The organism is Algoriphagus sp. A40 (assembly GCF_002002735.1).
In the GTDB taxonomy this organism is placed as follows: Bacteria; Bacteroidota; Bacteroidia; order Cytophagales; family Cyclobacteriaceae; genus Algoriphagus.
In genome coordinates this window covers 78,077-94,916 of record NZ_MUNY01000053.1, presented here as the reverse complement: position 1 = coordinate 94,916, position 16,840 = coordinate 78,077, and the positions used below count along the sequence as shown (strand labels likewise).

15 protein-coding genes are annotated in these 16,840 nt (G+C 43.6%); 7 read left to right on the top strand and 8 right to left on the bottom strand.

The window, feature by feature from the left end:
- Positions 1-5: 5 nt before the first annotated feature.
- A complete protein-coding gene (locus tag B0E43_RS12620; RefSeq protein WP_139352754.1) occupies positions 6-629 on the top strand; it encodes a hypothetical protein in 624 nt (207 codons plus the stop codon).
- Here the strand turns inward: B0E43_RS12620 and hrpB are convergent, their stop codons facing one another.
- The gene (gene hrpB, locus B0E43_RS12615) at positions 630-3,119 is read right to left on the bottom strand and encodes an ATP-dependent helicase HrpB (protein ID WP_077350227.1); all 2,490 of its coding nucleotides are present in this window, start codon (positions 3,117-3,119) and stop codon (positions 630-632) included. It lies immediately after the preceding gene.
- Between the two features lie 173 nt (positions 3,120-3,292).
- On the opposite strand from hrpB, the gene B0E43_RS12610 reads away from it, so the two are divergent.
- Positions 3,293-3,859 carry a GNAT family N-acetyltransferase gene (locus B0E43_RS12610; protein WP_077350225.1) on the top strand — a complete coding sequence of 189 codons (567 nt, stop codon included), beginning with the start codon at positions 3,293-3,295 and terminating at the stop codon, positions 3,857-3,859.
- An 84-nt stretch (positions 3,860-3,943) separates the two neighbouring features.
- Here the strand turns inward: B0E43_RS12610 and B0E43_RS12605 are convergent, their stop codons facing one another.
- Complete coding sequence (locus B0E43_RS12605) at positions 3,944-4,450, bottom strand: DUF2911 domain-containing protein (RefSeq protein ID WP_254423422.1); 507 nt, start codon at positions 4,448-4,450, stop codon at positions 3,944-3,946.
- A 138-nt stretch (positions 4,451-4,588) separates the two neighbouring features.
- Entirely contained in the window at positions 4,589-5,737 is a 1,149-nt protein-coding gene (locus B0E43_RS12600; RefSeq protein ID WP_077350223.1) for a Gfo/Idh/MocA family protein, read from the bottom strand.
- A gap of 126 nt (positions 5,738-5,863) precedes the next feature.
- Here B0E43_RS12600 and B0E43_RS12595 point away from each other — a divergent pair, with 126 nt between their 5' ends.
- From B0E43_RS12595 to B0E43_RS12585, 3 genes are all read left to right on the top strand, one after another.
- Positions 5,864-6,298 (top strand): DoxX family protein, encoded by a 435-nt coding sequence (locus tag B0E43_RS12595; RefSeq protein WP_077350221.1) that lies wholly within the window; start codon positions 5,864-5,866, stop codon positions 6,296-6,298.
- A gap of 129 nt (positions 6,299-6,427) precedes the next feature.
- Positions 6,428-6,886, top strand: coding sequence for a (2Fe-2S)-binding protein (locus B0E43_RS12590; RefSeq protein ID WP_077350219.1), 459 nt, complete (start codon positions 6,428-6,430; stop codon positions 6,884-6,886).
- A gap of 2 nt (positions 6,887-6,888) precedes the next feature.
- Complete coding sequence (locus B0E43_RS12585) at positions 6,889-9,051, top strand: xanthine dehydrogenase family protein molybdopterin-binding subunit (protein WP_077350217.1); 2,163 nt, start codon at positions 6,889-6,891, stop codon at positions 9,049-9,051.
- Between the two features lie 332 nt (positions 9,052-9,383).
- On the opposite strand, the gene B0E43_RS12580 is transcribed toward B0E43_RS12585, so the two are convergent.
- Together B0E43_RS12580 and B0E43_RS12575 are read right to left on the bottom strand one after the other, a co-directional pair.
- Positions 9,384-11,420, bottom strand: coding sequence for a glutamine--tRNA ligase/YqeY domain fusion protein (locus tag B0E43_RS12580; RefSeq protein ID WP_077350215.1), 2,037 nt, complete (start codon positions 11,418-11,420; stop codon positions 9,384-9,386).
- Positions 11,421-11,530: 110 nt separating this feature from the next.
- The gene (locus tag B0E43_RS12575; RefSeq protein ID WP_077350501.1) at positions 11,531-11,878 is read right to left on the bottom strand and encodes a hypothetical protein; all 348 of its coding nucleotides are present in this window, start codon (positions 11,876-11,878) and stop codon (positions 11,531-11,533) included.
- A 76-nt stretch (positions 11,879-11,954) separates the two neighbouring features.
- Here B0E43_RS12575 and B0E43_RS12570 point away from each other — a divergent pair, with 76 nt between their 5' ends.
- On the top strand, positions 11,955-13,103 hold the full coding sequence (locus B0E43_RS12570) for a cysteine desulfurase family protein (RefSeq protein WP_077350213.1): 1,149 nt from the start codon (positions 11,955-11,957) through the stop codon (positions 13,101-13,103).
- Between the two features lie 48 nt (positions 13,104-13,151).
- Positions 13,152-13,760, top strand: a complete 609-nt coding sequence (locus B0E43_RS12565) for a Uma2 family endonuclease (protein ID WP_077350211.1) — start codon at positions 13,152-13,154, stop codon at positions 13,758-13,760.
- A 10-nt stretch (positions 13,761-13,770) separates the two neighbouring features.
- Here the strand turns inward: B0E43_RS12565 and B0E43_RS12560 are convergent, their stop codons facing one another.
- Genes B0E43_RS12560 through B0E43_RS12550 form a run of 3 tightly spaced genes read right to left on the bottom strand, consistent with a single transcriptional unit; the run spans position 13,771 to position 16,749 of the window.
- The gene (locus B0E43_RS12560) at positions 13,771-14,355 is read right to left on the bottom strand and encodes a nucleotidyltransferase family protein (protein WP_077350209.1); all 585 of its coding nucleotides are present in this window, start codon (positions 14,353-14,355) and stop codon (positions 13,771-13,773) included.
- Positions 14,355-15,476 carry an XdhC family protein gene (locus tag B0E43_RS12555; protein ID WP_077350207.1) on the bottom strand — a complete coding sequence of 374 codons (1,122 nt, stop codon included), beginning with the start codon at positions 15,474-15,476 and terminating at the stop codon, positions 14,355-14,357. Before B0E43_RS12555 ends, B0E43_RS12560 begins: the two co-directional genes overlap by 1 nt.
- Before the next feature lie 13 nt (positions 15,477-15,489).
- Positions 15,490-16,749 carry a sterol desaturase family protein gene (locus tag B0E43_RS12550; protein WP_077350205.1) on the bottom strand — a complete coding sequence of 420 codons (1,260 nt, stop codon included), beginning with the start codon at positions 16,747-16,749 and terminating at the stop codon, positions 15,490-15,492.
- Positions 16,750-16,840 lie beyond the last annotated feature (91 nt).

The window sequence follows — 16,840 nt, the reverse complement described above, 5'->3', positions numbered from 1 at the left end:
AAAGCATGAGGAAGATGGAAGTTATTGAGTTTCATCATGAGTTTTTTAACGATTTTGAGTTTAATTTTCACTCAACTCATTTGCTGTACCATAAAAATTTTCCTCATGGCCAGCAAGTCATATTCATTCATTATACTGAAAATCCAGATAAGACCAGTCTGGAATACAGGCTTGGAATCCGAATTAATGCTGTTGAGGAAATAATTCACAAGTTTTTGCCTACGCTGAGTGATTATTCAGAGCGATCGATTACTCTACTCCAATCACCCGAAAAGATCGGGAAAATGATACCTCAGAGGTTTGACATAGAAAATGACAGTCAATTGGCGGAAGCAATTATGGCTGCCGAAAAGTTTTTTGTCCTACATGGATTTTCATGGTTGGATGAGATGATCCAACCTCTAAACCTGGAGAATGAGTTCGCAAATCGAATAGATAAAGAATTTAGGACTCAAAACTTTGTTTACACCTCTTTTCGAGGAGTTACGCTGGCCAAACTTTACAAGCAAGAAGATTATCCGATTTTAAGAAAAATGTATCTGGAGCAAATCCAGAAGCGTGAAATGACTCCATTTACTATAGCCTCATTTCTTCACCTTCTCAATTACCTGGATAATTTGGAGGTTTGATCAAAATCGCCTTTTCACTCCTCTTACTGCTTCAGCACTGATCGGATCTTCTGGCCATTCATGTTTTGGATAGCGTCTTTTCAGGTCCTTTTTTACTTCGAAATATCCGTTTGCCCAAAAACTTTTCAGATCCTGGGTCAACTGGACAGGTTTGTATCCGGGCGAAAGCATTTCTATCAAAACTGGCACTTTTCCCCGGTTTACTTTTGGGGTTTCCAGCAAGCCAAAAAGCTCCTGCAACCGCACCGAAAGTAGGGGAGTTTCACCTTCTGATTTGTATTCAATTGGAATCTGACTGCCTGACGGAACGGATATCTTACTCGGAGCCAATTCATTCAAAAGCTGCTGCTTCTCAAATGAAAGACTATGAAGCAAAATTTGAATCAAGTCCAGCTTTTTGAGATCCTCATTTTTTGAGATGTTATTCAGGTAGGGATCCAACCAATCCTTGGCATTTTCGCATAATGAAACGACTGTCCATTCCGGCCAATCCTGCTCAGGATTCCAGATACTAAGTGATTGTATTCTTAAAATCAATTGCTCCACTTCTTCATTGAAATCAAGTAAGAGTTCTCCGTCTTCTGCAATGGCTTCCAAAATTGCCTCCTTGGCCAGCGTTTTATCAAATTTCTGCAAGGGTCTGGTGCCCAAAATTATAGCTCCAATCCGGATCTCAGAGTGAGCAATCAAGCCACCTTTTTTTCGGTCCCATTCCAATACTTCACGGGTTTTGAGCATTGGAGCCAATTCTTTCGGATTTAAAGGTGCTGCCAGCCAGATTTTTCCCATTCCTTCTCTTGCATCCAAATGTGCAACAGCCAGCCAGGATTCATGAGCGAGGTCATCCCTGTGTCCGATTTGGGCGATTTTACCGTTGGAAAGCTGGAATTGGGCATTGTTTCCAGGCCGGGCTGCAGCGATTCGCTCTGGGTAGGCATAGGCCAAAAGCAGGCCTGTCTGCCAAGGATCGACAGGTTCATTTTCCGGTTGAATCGAAAACATTCTGCGGTATTGAGCAGCAACTTTATCTATTTTTTTGATTCTGGCCATGTTGACCCCATTACTTCTAAACCTTCGCAAGGCTTCAATTCTCAGGTTCAGGTCTGCTCCAGAATCTGCCGGTAGCGGATCTCTTTCTTCCAAAACCGCAGCAATATCAGTGGCCAATCCGAGTTGGTTCATCCTCTTTGCAAAAATCAGCATGTGCGCTATTCGGGGATGGCAAGGCACTTGATGGATTTCTTTTCCGTGATCAGTCAGGTTTCCATCTACGATTGCATCTATGACTTCCAAAGTTTTTTCTGCCAAAGCCAAAGTTCCGGCTGGAGGCGGGGTAAGCCAGGTCATGGATCGGATTTCCTGTTTACCCCAAGCTTTCATATCCAAAACCAAAGCAGTCAAATCTGCTTCCAAAAGCTCAGGAATCCGATATTCAGCAAGTTGAGCCTGAGTTGCTTTGGTCCAAAGCCGATAAGAATGACCGGCAGTCAATCTTCCTGCACGGCCACTTCTTTGGTCTGCAGAATCTTTGCTGATCCGGTGCAAAACCAACCGGGAAAGTCCGGACCTGGGATCAAATCGATTGGATTTGGCAAAGCCTGAATCAACCACAACTTTGACACCTTCGATAGTCAGAGAAGTCTCAGCTATGTCAGTGGAAAGAACGATTTTCCGCTTTCCGGTTGGGTGGGGTAAGATTGCACTGTTTTGCTCTGAAGGGGAAAGTTGACCATAAAGTGGAACAACAAGATCATTAGAAAGTGCTCTGCGAAGGATTTCTTCCGCCTTTTTGATTTCTCCCTGACCGGGTAGGAACACCAGAAAATCTCCGGAATGCTTTTTGGCCAAAGGAATGATTTGTCGCGCAGCATCCTCACCAATTGTAAATTCATCGACTTCAGTCAGGTAGTTAATCTCAACCGGATATTGTCGTCCTTCGCTTTGGATGACCTTGGCTTCCAAAAGTCCAGAAAGTTGCTTTGCATCAATAGTTGCCGACATCAGAAGAATTCGCAAATCAGGTCTGAGAACTTGCTGGACTTCGCGACAAAGGGCTAAGGCAATTTCTGAATGAAGATTTCGCTCGTGAAATTCGTCAAAAATCACCAGGCCGACGTCCTCAAGTGCATTGTCAGAATGCATCATCCGGGTGAGAATCCCCTCGGTGATTACTTCCAATCTAGTTTCTGCTGAAATAGCTGATTCGAAGCGAATTCGATAACCAACCGTTTTCCCAAGATCTTCCCCAAGCATACCTGCCATTCGCTGAGCAATGGTTTTGGTTGCCAAGCGACGCGGTTCAAGCATGATAATCTTTTTGCCCTTAAGCCAAGGTTCATTTAAAAGTGTCAATGGCAAAAGGGTACTTTTCCCAGCTCCTGGAGGCGCTTGAATGATCAGGGAATTTTCTTTAGAAAGGTGGCTGACGACCTGAGGGATAATCTCCGCTACCGGAAGGTCAAAAGAATTGGGGTCAAAATTTTTAAGCATGGGCTGCAAAAATATGTATTCTAAAGTAGGAAGGGAATTGTGTGAGGAATTGTGATCCGGAAATCGCCAAATTAAACCTTGAGAAGGGAAGTCTTCGGAACGCAATTTTCCAGTCTACAAAAGACTAGGGACAAAGAGTTTTACTCTTTAACTTTTTGCAAAATTTTCAAAGCATGATCATCCGAAAAGCGTTAGTCGAAGATTCAGAAGCAATAACTGAGCTCTTGATGCTAGCTTCCGGAGAGGTGATTTACCGATTTATCGGGGAGAAAAATTTTCCAAAGGCCGTGGACTTTTTGCTTCATTTTGTCAAAAGTCAAAACAACCAGTATTCGTTTCAGAATTGCCATGTCGCTGTGGACAAGGACAAAATCCTGGGAGCTTTGTTGGCTTATGATGGGTCAAAATTGCAAGAATTGAGAAAGCCTGTTCTGGAATACATCCAAGAGCATTTCAATCCAAATCTCGTGGTAGAGGACGAAACTCAGGCCGGTGAGTATTACTTTGATTCCATTGGTGTAAGGCTAAATCAGCAGGGAAAGGGGATCGGATCTAAATTGCTCCAATATGTCATCCAAAAACAAGGAGTTGAAAATAGCCGAACCTTGGGCTTGCTGGTCGATAAGACTAATCCCGAAGCAAAAAGGCTTTACCTGAAATTGGGCTTTGAGTCAGTTGGGGAGAAAAATCTTTTGGGAATGTCACTTGAGCATCTGCAGCTTAAAGGACCAAATCGGTAATAGGAGTAGGACTATCCAAATTCCCGGAAAACAAAAGACCACCGAGTTTGTACTCGGTGGCCATCATTTGATTTTTCAATTTAATTAGGATCCGATTTTAGCAGCTGCCATTCCGTATTCCCATCTTACTTCGAAGCCGTCTGGTTTCACTTCATAAACCAGTCTTTCTTCCATAGTCTGTGATTGTCCTGAAGGCACATTCACTCTCAAGACATCTTCCTTAGAATCGTAATTGAAAGCTCCCCACTGCTTGGCTACTTTGTTGAAGACAAAGGTAGACTGGCCTTCACCCGGGATGATGAAGAAACTGTAAGTACCGGCTGCCAGTTTTTGTCCCTGAACGGTGATGTCTTTAGAAGTAGTGAAAGTGGTAGCTTCATTTGCTCCGGCTCTCCAAACTTCGCCAAGTGGAACAAGCTCTCCCCAGATTACGCGACCTTTGACAGCAGGAGAAGAATAATTGATGGTGATTTTAGATCCACCTACAGTGCCTTCAGCTACTTTAGCCGGACTGGCTTTTTCCTGTGCAAATCCAGCCATTACTACAAATGCTGTCAACGCAAGTGAAAAGATTGATTTTTTAAAGTTCATTGTTTTTAAGGGTTTGTTAAAGGTTAGATAATTATAATTGGAATGGATTCAAAACTCAAAACTGCTTTTGGGATTGAAAGGTTACCAGCCTATTAAAAAGCCTTTCCAATTTACTCAGAAAGGCTTTTTAATTACGCTTTAGATTTTAACCCAGGCTTGTTTATGGTTACTTTCCACAATTCTTTCACCGATAATCAGTTCTCTCAAGCCGCTGGCAAAAGTTGGATAAGACGGATTTTCAGGTTGCTTTCCTGCCGCCACAGCTGCATAAACTTCCTTAAACATCTGCTTTGAAGTGTCAGGAAATCCTTCGTTGTGACCGCCAGGGAAACTGATCAAAGCTGAAGCTTCAGGATGAAATAGAGAAGGATCCTTCATCAATTGCTCGTTGGCTTTTTCACGCTTCCCGATCCAAAGTTCATTTGGTCGTTCTGAATTAAATTCAAAGTTGGACTTGGAACCTGAGATTTCGATGTTCAGACGGTTTTTGCGACCAGCACTTACTTGAGATACCGTCACAGAGCCTTTAGAACCGTTGTCAAATCGAAGCAATACGGACGCATGATCTTCGGTATTGATTGGAACCTCTGCGTAATCTGATGCCGAAAGCATCTTGCCGGAATAGGTTTCGATAGCTTTCAGTGGCTTCAATCGAGTCTTGTGAACCGTAGAGAAATCAGCCATAACTTCGGTGATCTTCAAACCGGTCACGTATTCAGTAATATCCAACAAATGTGAACCGATATCAGCGATCGCTCTGGAATCTCCGGATTTGTCCGGCTCCAATCTCCAGTTGTAATCTGTATTCAGATACAACCAATCCTGCAAATAGGAACCCATCACAGAAAATACTTCTCCCAATTCGCCCTTTTCACGCATGGTTTTCATCTGACGAACCATCGGATAATAGCGGAGGTTGAAGTGAACTGCATTGACGAGGCCAGTTGCAGAAGCAATTTTTACCAGTTCCTCTGCTTCATGGATTTTAACTGCCAGAGGTTTTTCGCAGATCACATGTTTTTCGGCCTCAAGCACAGCTTTTGCCTGAGCAAAATGCAGGAAGTTAGGGGTACAGATATGGACTACGTCGATGTCATCCTGCTTGAGCATTTCGTCGAACGTATAGGCTCTGGGAATACCCAAAGTTTTTGCCTTTTCATTGGCAAGTTCCTGAGTGACTTCGCAAAGGGCAACAACTTCGACATTGGGCAATCTTCGAAGTGCCTCGAGATGTGCAGGTCCGATAAATCCGGTACCCACGATGGCAGCTCTGATAGTTTGGGACATAGGTTTAGGGTTTTGTTAAAAAACAGAAGGATCGAAGATAAATAAATAATTTTCAAGAAACAGGGCTGAAAAAGCGAGTTTCTGGTTAAAAAAGCTTGAAATTGATTCTAAATACTCAGCTTTTTTATGAAAAGTATTTCTAAACTCTACCAAATCAGGCTCTTAAATCCGGCCATACTGCTGATCAGACTTTGGTTGGGAACAGTAATGTTAAAGCATAGCGGAACCTATCTTTTTCAGGGAAAAGTCCCGGAATTGGCAGCTTTTCTCGAAAGTTTGAATTGGCCATATCCACTGGTTTTGGCCTATGCCTCCCAAATCGCAGAATTTGTAGCTGCAATTTTGATTCTTTTTGGAATCCGATTTGGTGCCTGGATGATGGCTTTTGCTTTGGGAATAGCGGTGCTTTTTGCTCACTCTGGAAAAATCTATTCCGATGCCGAATTGCCATTTAATTACTTTCTTTTTAGTCTTATTTTAATCCTCACCGGATGCGGAAAACCCGGGATAGATTCGATTTTTCTCAAAAAAATCAAAAACAAATCTCCCTATAAATGGTAACCGGCATACCTGATTTTCGCTTGTGGACAAATACAGCTATTCATAACATTCTTTGGCAAATAGCCTGATTTGCAGACATAAAAACAGGAATTATTCCCTAAATTATTATCCTGAATAAACTCAAAACTCATGGCAAACTTTAACCTTAAAATCAACGGCAAGTCCCATACCGTCGATGTCGAGGACGACACCCCGCTTTTGTGGGTGCTCCGGGATCACTTGGGACTGGTTGGCACCAAATTTAGTTGCGGGATCGCGCAGTGCGGTGCCTGCACAGTTCATTTGAATGGAAACGCAACATTTTCCTGTGTTACTCCGGTTTCCAGCGTAGGGAACGGAGAAGTTGTCACCATCGAGGGACTTTCCGAAGATGGTGATCATCCGGTACAAAAGGCCTGGGCAGAGGTAGATGTGGCCCAATGCGGGTATTGCCAAGCGGGCCAAATCATGACAGCGGCGGCATTTTTGGAAGAAAATCCAAAGCCGAGCATGGAGGAGATCGACAATGCGATGAACAGAAACATCTGTCGCTGTGGCACCTATCATAAGATTCGAGAGGCAGTCGCTTTAGCTGCTAAAACCAACTAATCATGGCAACTCTAACGAAAGCAAGCAGAAGAGATTTCCTCAAAATTGCAGGAACATCAGTCGGAGGATTGGTCATCGGATTTAATTGGTTCAGTTGTGATTCCCCGAAAGTTGAGGTGATCAGCACTGAAGAAATCCTTGCACAAGCCAAGTCATTTAACAGCTATTTGTCCATTTCTCCTTCAGGAGATGTGGTAATCTATTCGCCTAACCCCGAACTGGGTCAAAATATCAAGACCTCTTTCCCTATGGTAGTTGCTGAGGAACTTGAGGCAGATTGGGAAAAAGTACGGGTCGTTCAGGCTAATTTGGATACCGAAAAGTACGATCGACAACTTACCGGCGGATCTGGTGCCATGCCTCACAGCTGGGAAATACTCCGAAAAGCAGGGGCCACAGCCAAATTTGTATTGGTGGCAGCAGCTGCCAAAACCTGGAATGTCCCTGCTGAAGAAATCACCCTGGAGAAAGGGATCATTTCTCACAAAGGCTCCGGAAAAAGCGGGCATTTTGGAGAATTTGTGGCTGAAGCATCCGCGATGACCGCACCTGAGGAAGTTACTTTGAAGGATAAAAAGGACTTCAAGATCATCGGAACTCCGGTCAAAAATGTGGATACAAAGGAAATGTACACCGGAAAGCCACTTTTTGGATTGGATTTTTATCGTGAAGGAATGAAGCACGCGATGATCCAGCGGGCACCGTTTGGGATGAAGATCAAAACTGTGGACGAGTCAGCCGCCAGAGCAGTTGCAGGAGTGACGGATGTGGTCACTTTTGGTACCAGTGTGGCTGTAGTCGGCACCTCTACCTGGCCTTTGATGAAAGCCAAAAAGCTGCTTCGGATAGAATACGAGCCGGATGGAACGGTTGAAAGCACTACGGATCATGATCGGATTTTCACGGACCTGATGGCTAATGGAAAAGCTGAAGTCAAACGAAGCGATGGCGATGTAAATCAGGCATTTAAAAGTGCCGCCAAAGTCGTGGTTGCAGAATATCAATGTCCTTTTTTGGCGCATTCACCAATGGAGCCGGAGAATTTCTTCGCCCATGTACAAGCTGACAAGGTTGAGCTCATCGGCCCAACCCAGACTCCGGATCGCGCAAGGCTTGCTGCTGCAGAAATCACAGGAATTCCCAAGGAAAACATCACCGTGGAGCTTACCCGATTGGGAGGTGGATTTGGCAGAAGATTGCGAGCTGATTACGTGGAAGAAGCTGTTCATGTGTCAAAAGCAATCAATGGTCCGGTGAAGGTTAGTTGGAGCAGAGAAGACGAACTTACCGGTGGGGCCTACCGACCAGCTGTTCGCTATCGTTTTGAGGCAGCTTTGGATGTCGAAGGAAACATGATAGGATATAAGCTAAGAGGAGTAGGAATGAATGAAGCGAACTCAACGCGTCCGAATAACTTCCCCTGCGGAGCTGTCGAAAACGTCCTGATTGAGAACGTCGTCCACACAAGCCCGATCACCATAAATGCTTGGAGAGCTCCAGTGACGAACTTCTTGGCCTACGCTGAGCAAAGCTTTCTTGATGAAGTGGCTTTAGAAGCCGGAAAGGATCCTGTTCAGATGCGCCTCGAATTGTACGAAAAGGCAAAAAGCAACCCGATCGGCAATACAGATTATAATGTTAACCGTATGATCGCCGTCACCAAAGAGGTGGCTGAAAAGTCCAATTGGGGTAAAAATCCGGATGTCAAGCAGGGAATAAGCGTATATTTTTCACATCGATCCTACGTGGCTCAAGTTGCTAACATCGAAATGCAAGGCGGAACACCTGTTTTGAAAAAAATCACAGCGGTGACCGATTGCGGTATGGTTGTCAATCCTATTGGGGCAAATCACCAAGTGCGGGGCGGAATCGTGGATGGGATGGGACATGCGATGTTTACCAATCTGACTTTTGAAAATGGAGTTCCAAAACAGAAAAACTTCGATTCCTATCGTTTAATCAGGCTGAAGGAAGTTCCGGAAATCGACACCTATTTTCTGGATTCAGGATTTGATCCGACTGGATTGGGCGAACCCGCACTACCACCAACCGGCGGTGCCATTGCCAATGCGATCTTTGCAGCAACGGGAAGAAGGCTCAGGAGTCAGCCATTTATTGAGCAGAAAGAATTTTCAGATATCAAACTGGAGATTCGAAGAGCCTAGATATTTGAGATTTGATATTTGAAATTCGAGTCATGAGTTATGCTGCTTCTCCGGAAGCAGCATTTTTTATTTTTTACCATTTAGAAATTAAGAGCATTTTGATGCTAGTGCTATGCTCCTTTTCTGAAAGCAGCATGGATAGTATTTACAAAAAGTCCAGCATCTGGAGACGCTAGACAGCGAGTAATTCGATATAAGAGTTATGCTGCTTCTCCGGAAGCAACATTTTCACTTGATGATCGCTTAATTTCCTCAACTTCCTTAATGTTTCAAAAAAAGACCTGTCAGGTTTTTGAAACCTGACAGGTCTAAAGAGATAGTGGTAAGTTAAATTACACCAATTTCTCAGCTTCCGCCCGGAGAATCTCATTTTCATCATTTTTACATGAATCAATAAAATCCAAAATCGCTTGATTCTTGGTTTGGCCTTTTTTCAACAATACTCCCAAAGCCAACATTGCCGCGATACGCGTTCCGACTTTTTTGGCAGCCGTGTCAAAAAGCGGTTCCAATTCTTCATAAGTCACTTCTGCCGCAAATTCACGGATGGAATTCATCGCCGTTTCCAGCTTTTCCCCTGAAAGGTTGGTGAGTTTTTTTCCGATCTGTTGAATTTCATTCAAAGCCGATTTTTGACCTTGTGATTGAGTCTGAACTTGAGGTTTTGGCTGATTCTGAGTCGGGGCTTGGGTATTTTGCTTCGCCCAAGTATCCTTCAATCCGACAGTTTTGTTGAATACCAACTTACCGTCTTTGGAATCCGGATCTAAGGTAAAGTATCCCAATCTCTGAAACTGATACTTATCGTTCAGGGTGGCATTTGCCAAGAAAGGCTCCAAATAAGCTTCCTTGATCACATTTAGAGAATTGGGATTGATGAATTCCAAGAAACCTTTTTCCTCGTGTGCATCCGGTGCTTCGTCCAAAAACAATCGATCGTACTCTCTGACTTCAGCCTTGATCGCATGACCAATCGAAACCCAATGCAAGGTTCCTTTTACTTTTCGCTCGCTGGCTTCTGTTCCACTTCCTGAACGCGTATCAGGATCATAGGTGCAGTGAATTTCAAGAATATTCCCTGCGTAGTCTTTCACCACAGATTCACCTTTGATGATATAGGCACTTTTCAGACGGACTTCATTTCCAAGGGAAAGTCGGAAGAAGTTTTTGCCACCGTCTTCTTTAAAGTCCTCCCGCTCGATGTACAACTCTCTGGAAAAAGGAACCTCATGCGTCCCTGAGTTGGCCTCTTCCGGATTGTTTTCCAAATGGAGGGTTTCAGTTTGCCCTTCCGGATAGTTAGTGATCACCAGTTTCACAGGATTAAGAACGGCCATCACCCGGGTAGCGGATTTGTTCAAATCCTCACGGATACAGAATTCGAGCAGAGAAACGTCAGTCACGTTGTCGCGCTTGGCAATACCCGCCAAATCGCTGAATTTGCGGATGGAAGTAGGAGTGTAGCCTCTCCGTCTCAGACCGGAAATTGTCGGCATCCGTGGGTCATTCCATCCCGTTACTATATTCTTTTGGACCAATTCGAGAAGCTTTCGCTTGCTCATCACAGTGTAACTCAAATTGCGACGGGCAAACTCTCGCTGTTTCGGTCTGAGAAGTTTGGGATTATAAATCTGATCTATGTACCAATCATAGAGTTCTCTGTGAGCTTTAAATTCCAGCGTACAAAGAGAATGAGAGACCTGCTCAAGGTAATCCGACTCACCATGCGCCCAGTCATACATGGGATAGATGCACCATTTATTCCCTGTTCTGTGGTGGTGCGAATTGATGATCCGATACAAGATCGGGTCACGCATATGCATGTTGGTCGAAGCCATGTCGATTTTGGCACGTAGCACATAGCTTCCTGCCGGAAACTCCCCATTTTTCATTCGATCGAAAAGGTCCAAACTTTCAGCTATCGGACGATTTCTGAAAGGGCTGTCAGTTCCGGGAGAAGTAGGTGTACCCTTTTGCGAAGCAATCTGCTCAGAAGTCTGCTGATCGACATAAGCCTTATCTTCCTTAATCAGCTTAACGGCCCAGTCATGGAGTTGCTGGAAATAATCGGAAGCATAGCATTCATTAGCCCATCGGAAACCTAACCAGGAAATGTCCTGCTTAATGGCATCCACGAATTCTTGTTCCTCTTTGGAAGGATTGGTATCGTCAAACCGGAGGTTGACAGGTGCGTTGTATCTCTCCCCCAAACCAAAATTCAGGCAAATGGAAGCAGCATGCCCAATATGCAGATATCCGTTAGGCTCGGGAGGAAAACGAAAACGGAGCTTATCCTGCGAAAAGCCATTGGCCAAGTCTTCTTCGATGATATGTTCAATAAAATTCAGTGATTCTGCAGATTCTTTCATAGGTAAAATAGATGGCCAAAAATACTTCAATTGAGAGGATTTGCAACCAAAAGCAAGGAGCTACTAACCCTTTATTGCAAATCTTATATCCTGCTTCTTGAGTCTAAAATCTAAATTTCATCCATCTCCCGACTCGGCCAATATGCACCGATCAGCTTAATTTTTTGATCTTTGGGATCAATTTCAAACGTGATTTTCATCTCTTCCCTGGCTTGCTCATGGATGGCGAGACAAGCATTGAAGTGCACCAAATCAAAATCCAAAACCATTGAGCCTGAAGTTTTTGAATCGAATTTAGGCCCTGATTTGAGTTTGACTTTTTCGGCGACAGCACCTTCTTTTTTGTAATAGTAGGAAAGGAAAATTCCGAGTTCCAATTCCTTTTCGGACAGAAGAGAAACTAAATCTTCTTCGTAATTCTGGTTAGATGGAAATTCAAAAGTCCAGGTTTCTTGCATAGCTTCAAGGGTCAATCGACCAAGTTACTTGAATTCTATAAGTGAACCGAAATAGGAAAACACTATTTTCAAGCCTATGAACTATTCGATTTATCTTGACTACAACGCCACCACTCCCTGTGATCCAGAAGTCATAGAGGCCATGATTCCTTATTTTGGCACCCATTTCGGGAATGCGGCAAGCAAAAGTCACCCTTACGGCTGGGTTGCCGAAAATGCCGTGGATGAAGCTAGGGAGAAAGTTGCCCAGTTGATCGGAGCAAAAGCCAAGGAAATCATATTCACCTCAGGAGCTACCGAGTCTATAAATCTGGGAATCAAAGGAACTTTTGAAGCCTATTTGGGTGAAAAGCAGCATTACATTACTTGTCAAACAGAGCATAAGGCGGTACTCGATACTTTTGCAGAAATTAAAAAAAAAGGAGCTGAGATTACTTTTTTGCCAGTTGATTCTAAAGGAAATATCGGTTTTAATGAATTGGAAAACGCCATTCTTCCCCACACCAAAATGATCTGCCTGATGTGGGCAAATAATGAAACAGGGATTATTCACCCAATTCAAAAAATCGCGGAATTGGCGGGATCAAGGAATATTATCTTCTTCACAGATGCGGTACAGGCAGCGGGAAAAATTCCGGTTATCACCCGGGGCATTCACTTGATGGCGATTTCTGCTCATAAACTTTATGGCCCAAAGGGAGTAGGGGCACTTTATGTCCGACACAACAATAATCTTCCCAAACCTTTGGCACAAATCCACGGGGGAGGGCATGAGAAAGGCATGAGAAGTGGAACGTTGAATGTTCCGGGGATTGTGGGTTTTGGAAAGGCGGCAGAACTCCGGCTTACTGTTATGAATCAGGAGGAAAAGCGGCTGGAAACCCTTCGAAACAAACTGGAAGGGTCGATTTTGGAAATTCCAGATACCTTTCTGAACGGAAGTCAGGAAAACCGCTTGTCTCATGTCACCAACATTGCATTCGGTGGAGTAGAAGGGGAGGAACTGCTCAAAAAGGTCAATCAAAAAGTGGCGGTAAGTTCGGGCTCGGCCTGCACTTCCATTTCACCAAAGCCAAGCCATGTGCTTCATTCGATGGGATTGGACTCGGATTTGGGAAGGGCATCGATCCGGTTTAGCTTGGGAAAAAATACGACTGAAGCTGATATTGAATTCACTATTGAGTGGGTTAAAAAGGTGATCGGAGAATTGCGGAAAAACGCATAATGATTTAAATCAAGTAAACCTATACTACTTCATTTAGTATATTTAATTATGGAATCTGAAAATCAACATATTGTAAAAGAGCCCGATATCGAATATGGCTACTATTCGTATGCGGACTATTTGACCTGGCAATTTGATGAGGTGGTTGAGTTGATTAAAGGAAAAATTTTTAAAAAAGCTGCTGCTGCACCAAAACGAATTCATCAACGGGTTGCTTTGAAATTAGCTTCCAAACTTTATCAGTTTCTGGAAGGCCAAAAATGCCAAGTTTATGTAGCCCCTTTTGACGTTCGATTTCCAAAAGTTTCAAAAGAAGATCATAAAATTCACGATGTAGTACAGCCGGATATCTGTGTGATTTGCGATCCGGAAAAGTTGGATGATAGAGGTTGTATCGGTGCCCCGGATCTGATTGTAGAAATCTTGTCCCCTGGAAATAGTAAAACTGAGCTTAAGCACAAATATGAGCTCTACGAGTCCAATGGTGTCAGGGAGTATTGGATCATTCATCCCGAAAATCAAGATATACTAATTTATACGCTTACTAACGGAAAATATGTCCCGTCTCCATTGCTGACTTCAGGAGATGTGGTGGAATCAGTTGCCGTCGAAGGTTTTAAGCTGGATTTGGAGGAGTTTTTTAAGGATATAGAATAAGAATTCAGCCTTAAGATTTTACCAATTCATTCAAATCCTCCTCTGTATCAATATCTATCTTGCCTTTAGGAAAAGAGATGGTCACCAAATCCTCCTCGTGAGCCTGAGCTATTTTCTTTGCTCCTTCATCACCTTTCAGCTCCATCAATTCCTTAAAATAGGCTTTTCCAAAGAGAATCGGCACTCCAATAGTCTTAGAATAAGCACAGGCCACAATACCATTTCTTTCTTTCTCTTGAGTTGCGATTAACTTTTTCAAAATCTTGGCATCTACAAAAGGCTGATCACAAAGCATGATAATCACCTGATCCGGTTGGTCAAATTTGAGCATGTATTCCATGCCGATTTTGAGGCTGGAAGACATCCCTTTTTCATAGTGGGGATTGGGAATATTGGGGATGCTGGCTCCCGGGAAAGTCTTCTTGATTTCATCCCGGTTGGCCCCGAGCACTACTACACGTTTGTGTGCCTCGCAGCCATTTGCTGCATCTATTGCCAACTGAAGCAAGGTCTTATCCTTGTATTTAGCAATTTGCTTTGGGTAGCCAAGTCTGCTTGATTCACCTGCTGCAAGTATGATTATTCCTGTTGTCATTAGTTTTTTGCATGTATGGGGCCTACTTTTTCCCTAAGGAAAATAGGCTGTTTTTTATTCAAAACCGCCTTGATCTCGGATAAAATCGAAAGTGCAATTTCTTCGGATGTTTCTGCACCGATTTCAATTCCTATCGGTGCATAGATATTATCGGTCCATACTTTTAGGCCTTTTATTTCCAGTCTTTGAATCAGCTTTTCAGTTTTGCGTTTGGGTCCCAAAATACCGATGTAGGGAATCATGCAATTCAACAATTTTTCCAAAACAATGGCTTCATATTCAAAATTATGGGTCATCAGCAAAGCAACCGTGTTCAGGTCAGTTTCAAGCTTTTCAACCACATCCTCTGCGGCACCTTGGATGATATGCTTTGCCGAAGGGAATCGGGCAGGAGTTGCCAAATTTTTTCTTCCGTCAATCAAAACCAACTCAAAACCCAGGATTTCGGCGATTTTAGCCAATGGAATAGTGTCGTTTCCTGCTCCAAAAAGTAAAATCCGCGGAGTTGGCCGGATAACCTCAAAAAATATAGAAATGTCATCCTGAGCCTGATAGGTTCGTATTTCATTCGAAGCTCCTTCAAACTGCTCGGTTTCTGCCTTGATCAATTCGAGCAGTTCAGACTTTTCGATCTTCATTTCCCAATTTCCCATTTTCAAATCCCCTTTTTCCAACAGGACTGTCCCGATCTGTTCAGATTTGGAATGCTTGATCGAAAAAAGGGTGAGCAAGAGAGAAGTTTGCCGGTCTGATAGGGCAGTCTTCGCCAATTCGATGGGATTTTGAGAATCTGAAAAATCAATGGGCTCAATCAGTACGTGAATGATTCCATTACAACCCAAACCTACACCGAATTTCTGATCATCCTCATCGGTGGTATCGTAGGTCACTAGCATAGATTTTTGCTGAAAAATCACTGCCTGAGCTTTGCGAAGCGCATCTCCTTCGAGGCATCCACCGCTAATCGCACCGGTTAGATTTCCCTCTTCGGTCACCAACATTCTGGCACCTGGGCGGCGATAGGCCGATCCATCCACCTTAACCACGGTGGCCAAGGCCACTTTTTGATTTTCATATTTACAGACTTCGTAAGCTTGGATGATTTGCTGAAGTTCTTTCATTGGGTTGGGTGAATTAGCTGGCGAGTTGGAGCTTTTCTTTTCGAAAAGAAAACCAAACTGAAAAGAAAACCGAAATCACCAGATACCCTACAAAAATATAAACCGAGCCAGGCAAAAACTTATTCATTTCAAACCAATCACCTGTAGTAACCACAAAATACATCCCATACGACATCTTGAGCAATTCCCAAGCCCAGGCTTGAGGATTCCGGTCCATGAGTTCGGTGTAGGCGAATACCGTCAAAAAGACAAAGCCTCCATAGTAGAAAATCCCCGGAGCACCTATTGTGGCTATATTTCCAAACAAATAACTTAAGATCAAAAGAAGCGCTATCAACTGACCAAAACTCCAAATCAACATTCCTTTGGTCAGGTGTGGATTGTATTTTTCAAAATGATACACGTCCTGAATTTTGTTCACAGGGTATTTTTTGGCAACATCTTCCGGTCTCCAGCCCAAGGGCATAAACCAGATTTTGAACTTATCTGACCACTTTTGAGCTCTCCAGGCGTCCTTGATCAGTAGCCAGAGATGCATGAAATTGATTTTTATGGGGTTCCAGGTTTGTACAGGCCGCGTCACGCCATAAACCGCAGGCACCTCCTTCATTTCCTCCTGGTAGGTTCCAAACCATTTGTCCCAAAAGATGAAGATCTGCCCGTAGTTTTTGTCCAGGTATTCGGGATTGATGGCGTGATGGACGCGATGGTGGGAGGGGGTGACGATGATTTTTTCCAAAAAGCCCATTCTGCCAATATGCTGCGTATGATACCAAAACTGGGCAAAAAGGTGGAGTGGTGCCACGATAGCTATTACTTCTGGAGGAACTCCAAAAATCGCCGCAGGAATCAGAAATACCGCGAAAATCTTAACAATCTGAGAAATGCTTTGTCGAAGTGCACAGGCCAGATTGAATTCCTCACTGCTGTGGTGAATGATATGGTTGTTCCAAAAAAAATTGTTTTTATGTGCAATCCGGTGTGTCCAATACCCCGCAAAATCCAACGCGAAAAAAGCAATCACATACACCAACCAAGTCGCCTGGATTTCGAAAAAACCGAGCTTTGAATGAAGCCAGCTATAGGAAATGACTGCGATACTCAGACCCAAGACGTCCTTGGTGGCATTGGTAATACCAGAACTCAAACTGGAAATCATGTCATTCAGCGGGACTGTATCTAATCCCTTCCAGATACCCCAAAATTTCTCGAACAAAACCAGCCCAAAAAAGGCCGGCATGGCAATTAATAGGATTTGACCGTAAGCTTCCATCGGGTTTATCGTTCTGATTCTAAACTTAGCTATTAACCCGATTCTATTCAATAGAATATTGCCAGGCGAGGAGTTTAAAAGCTTTTTTGGA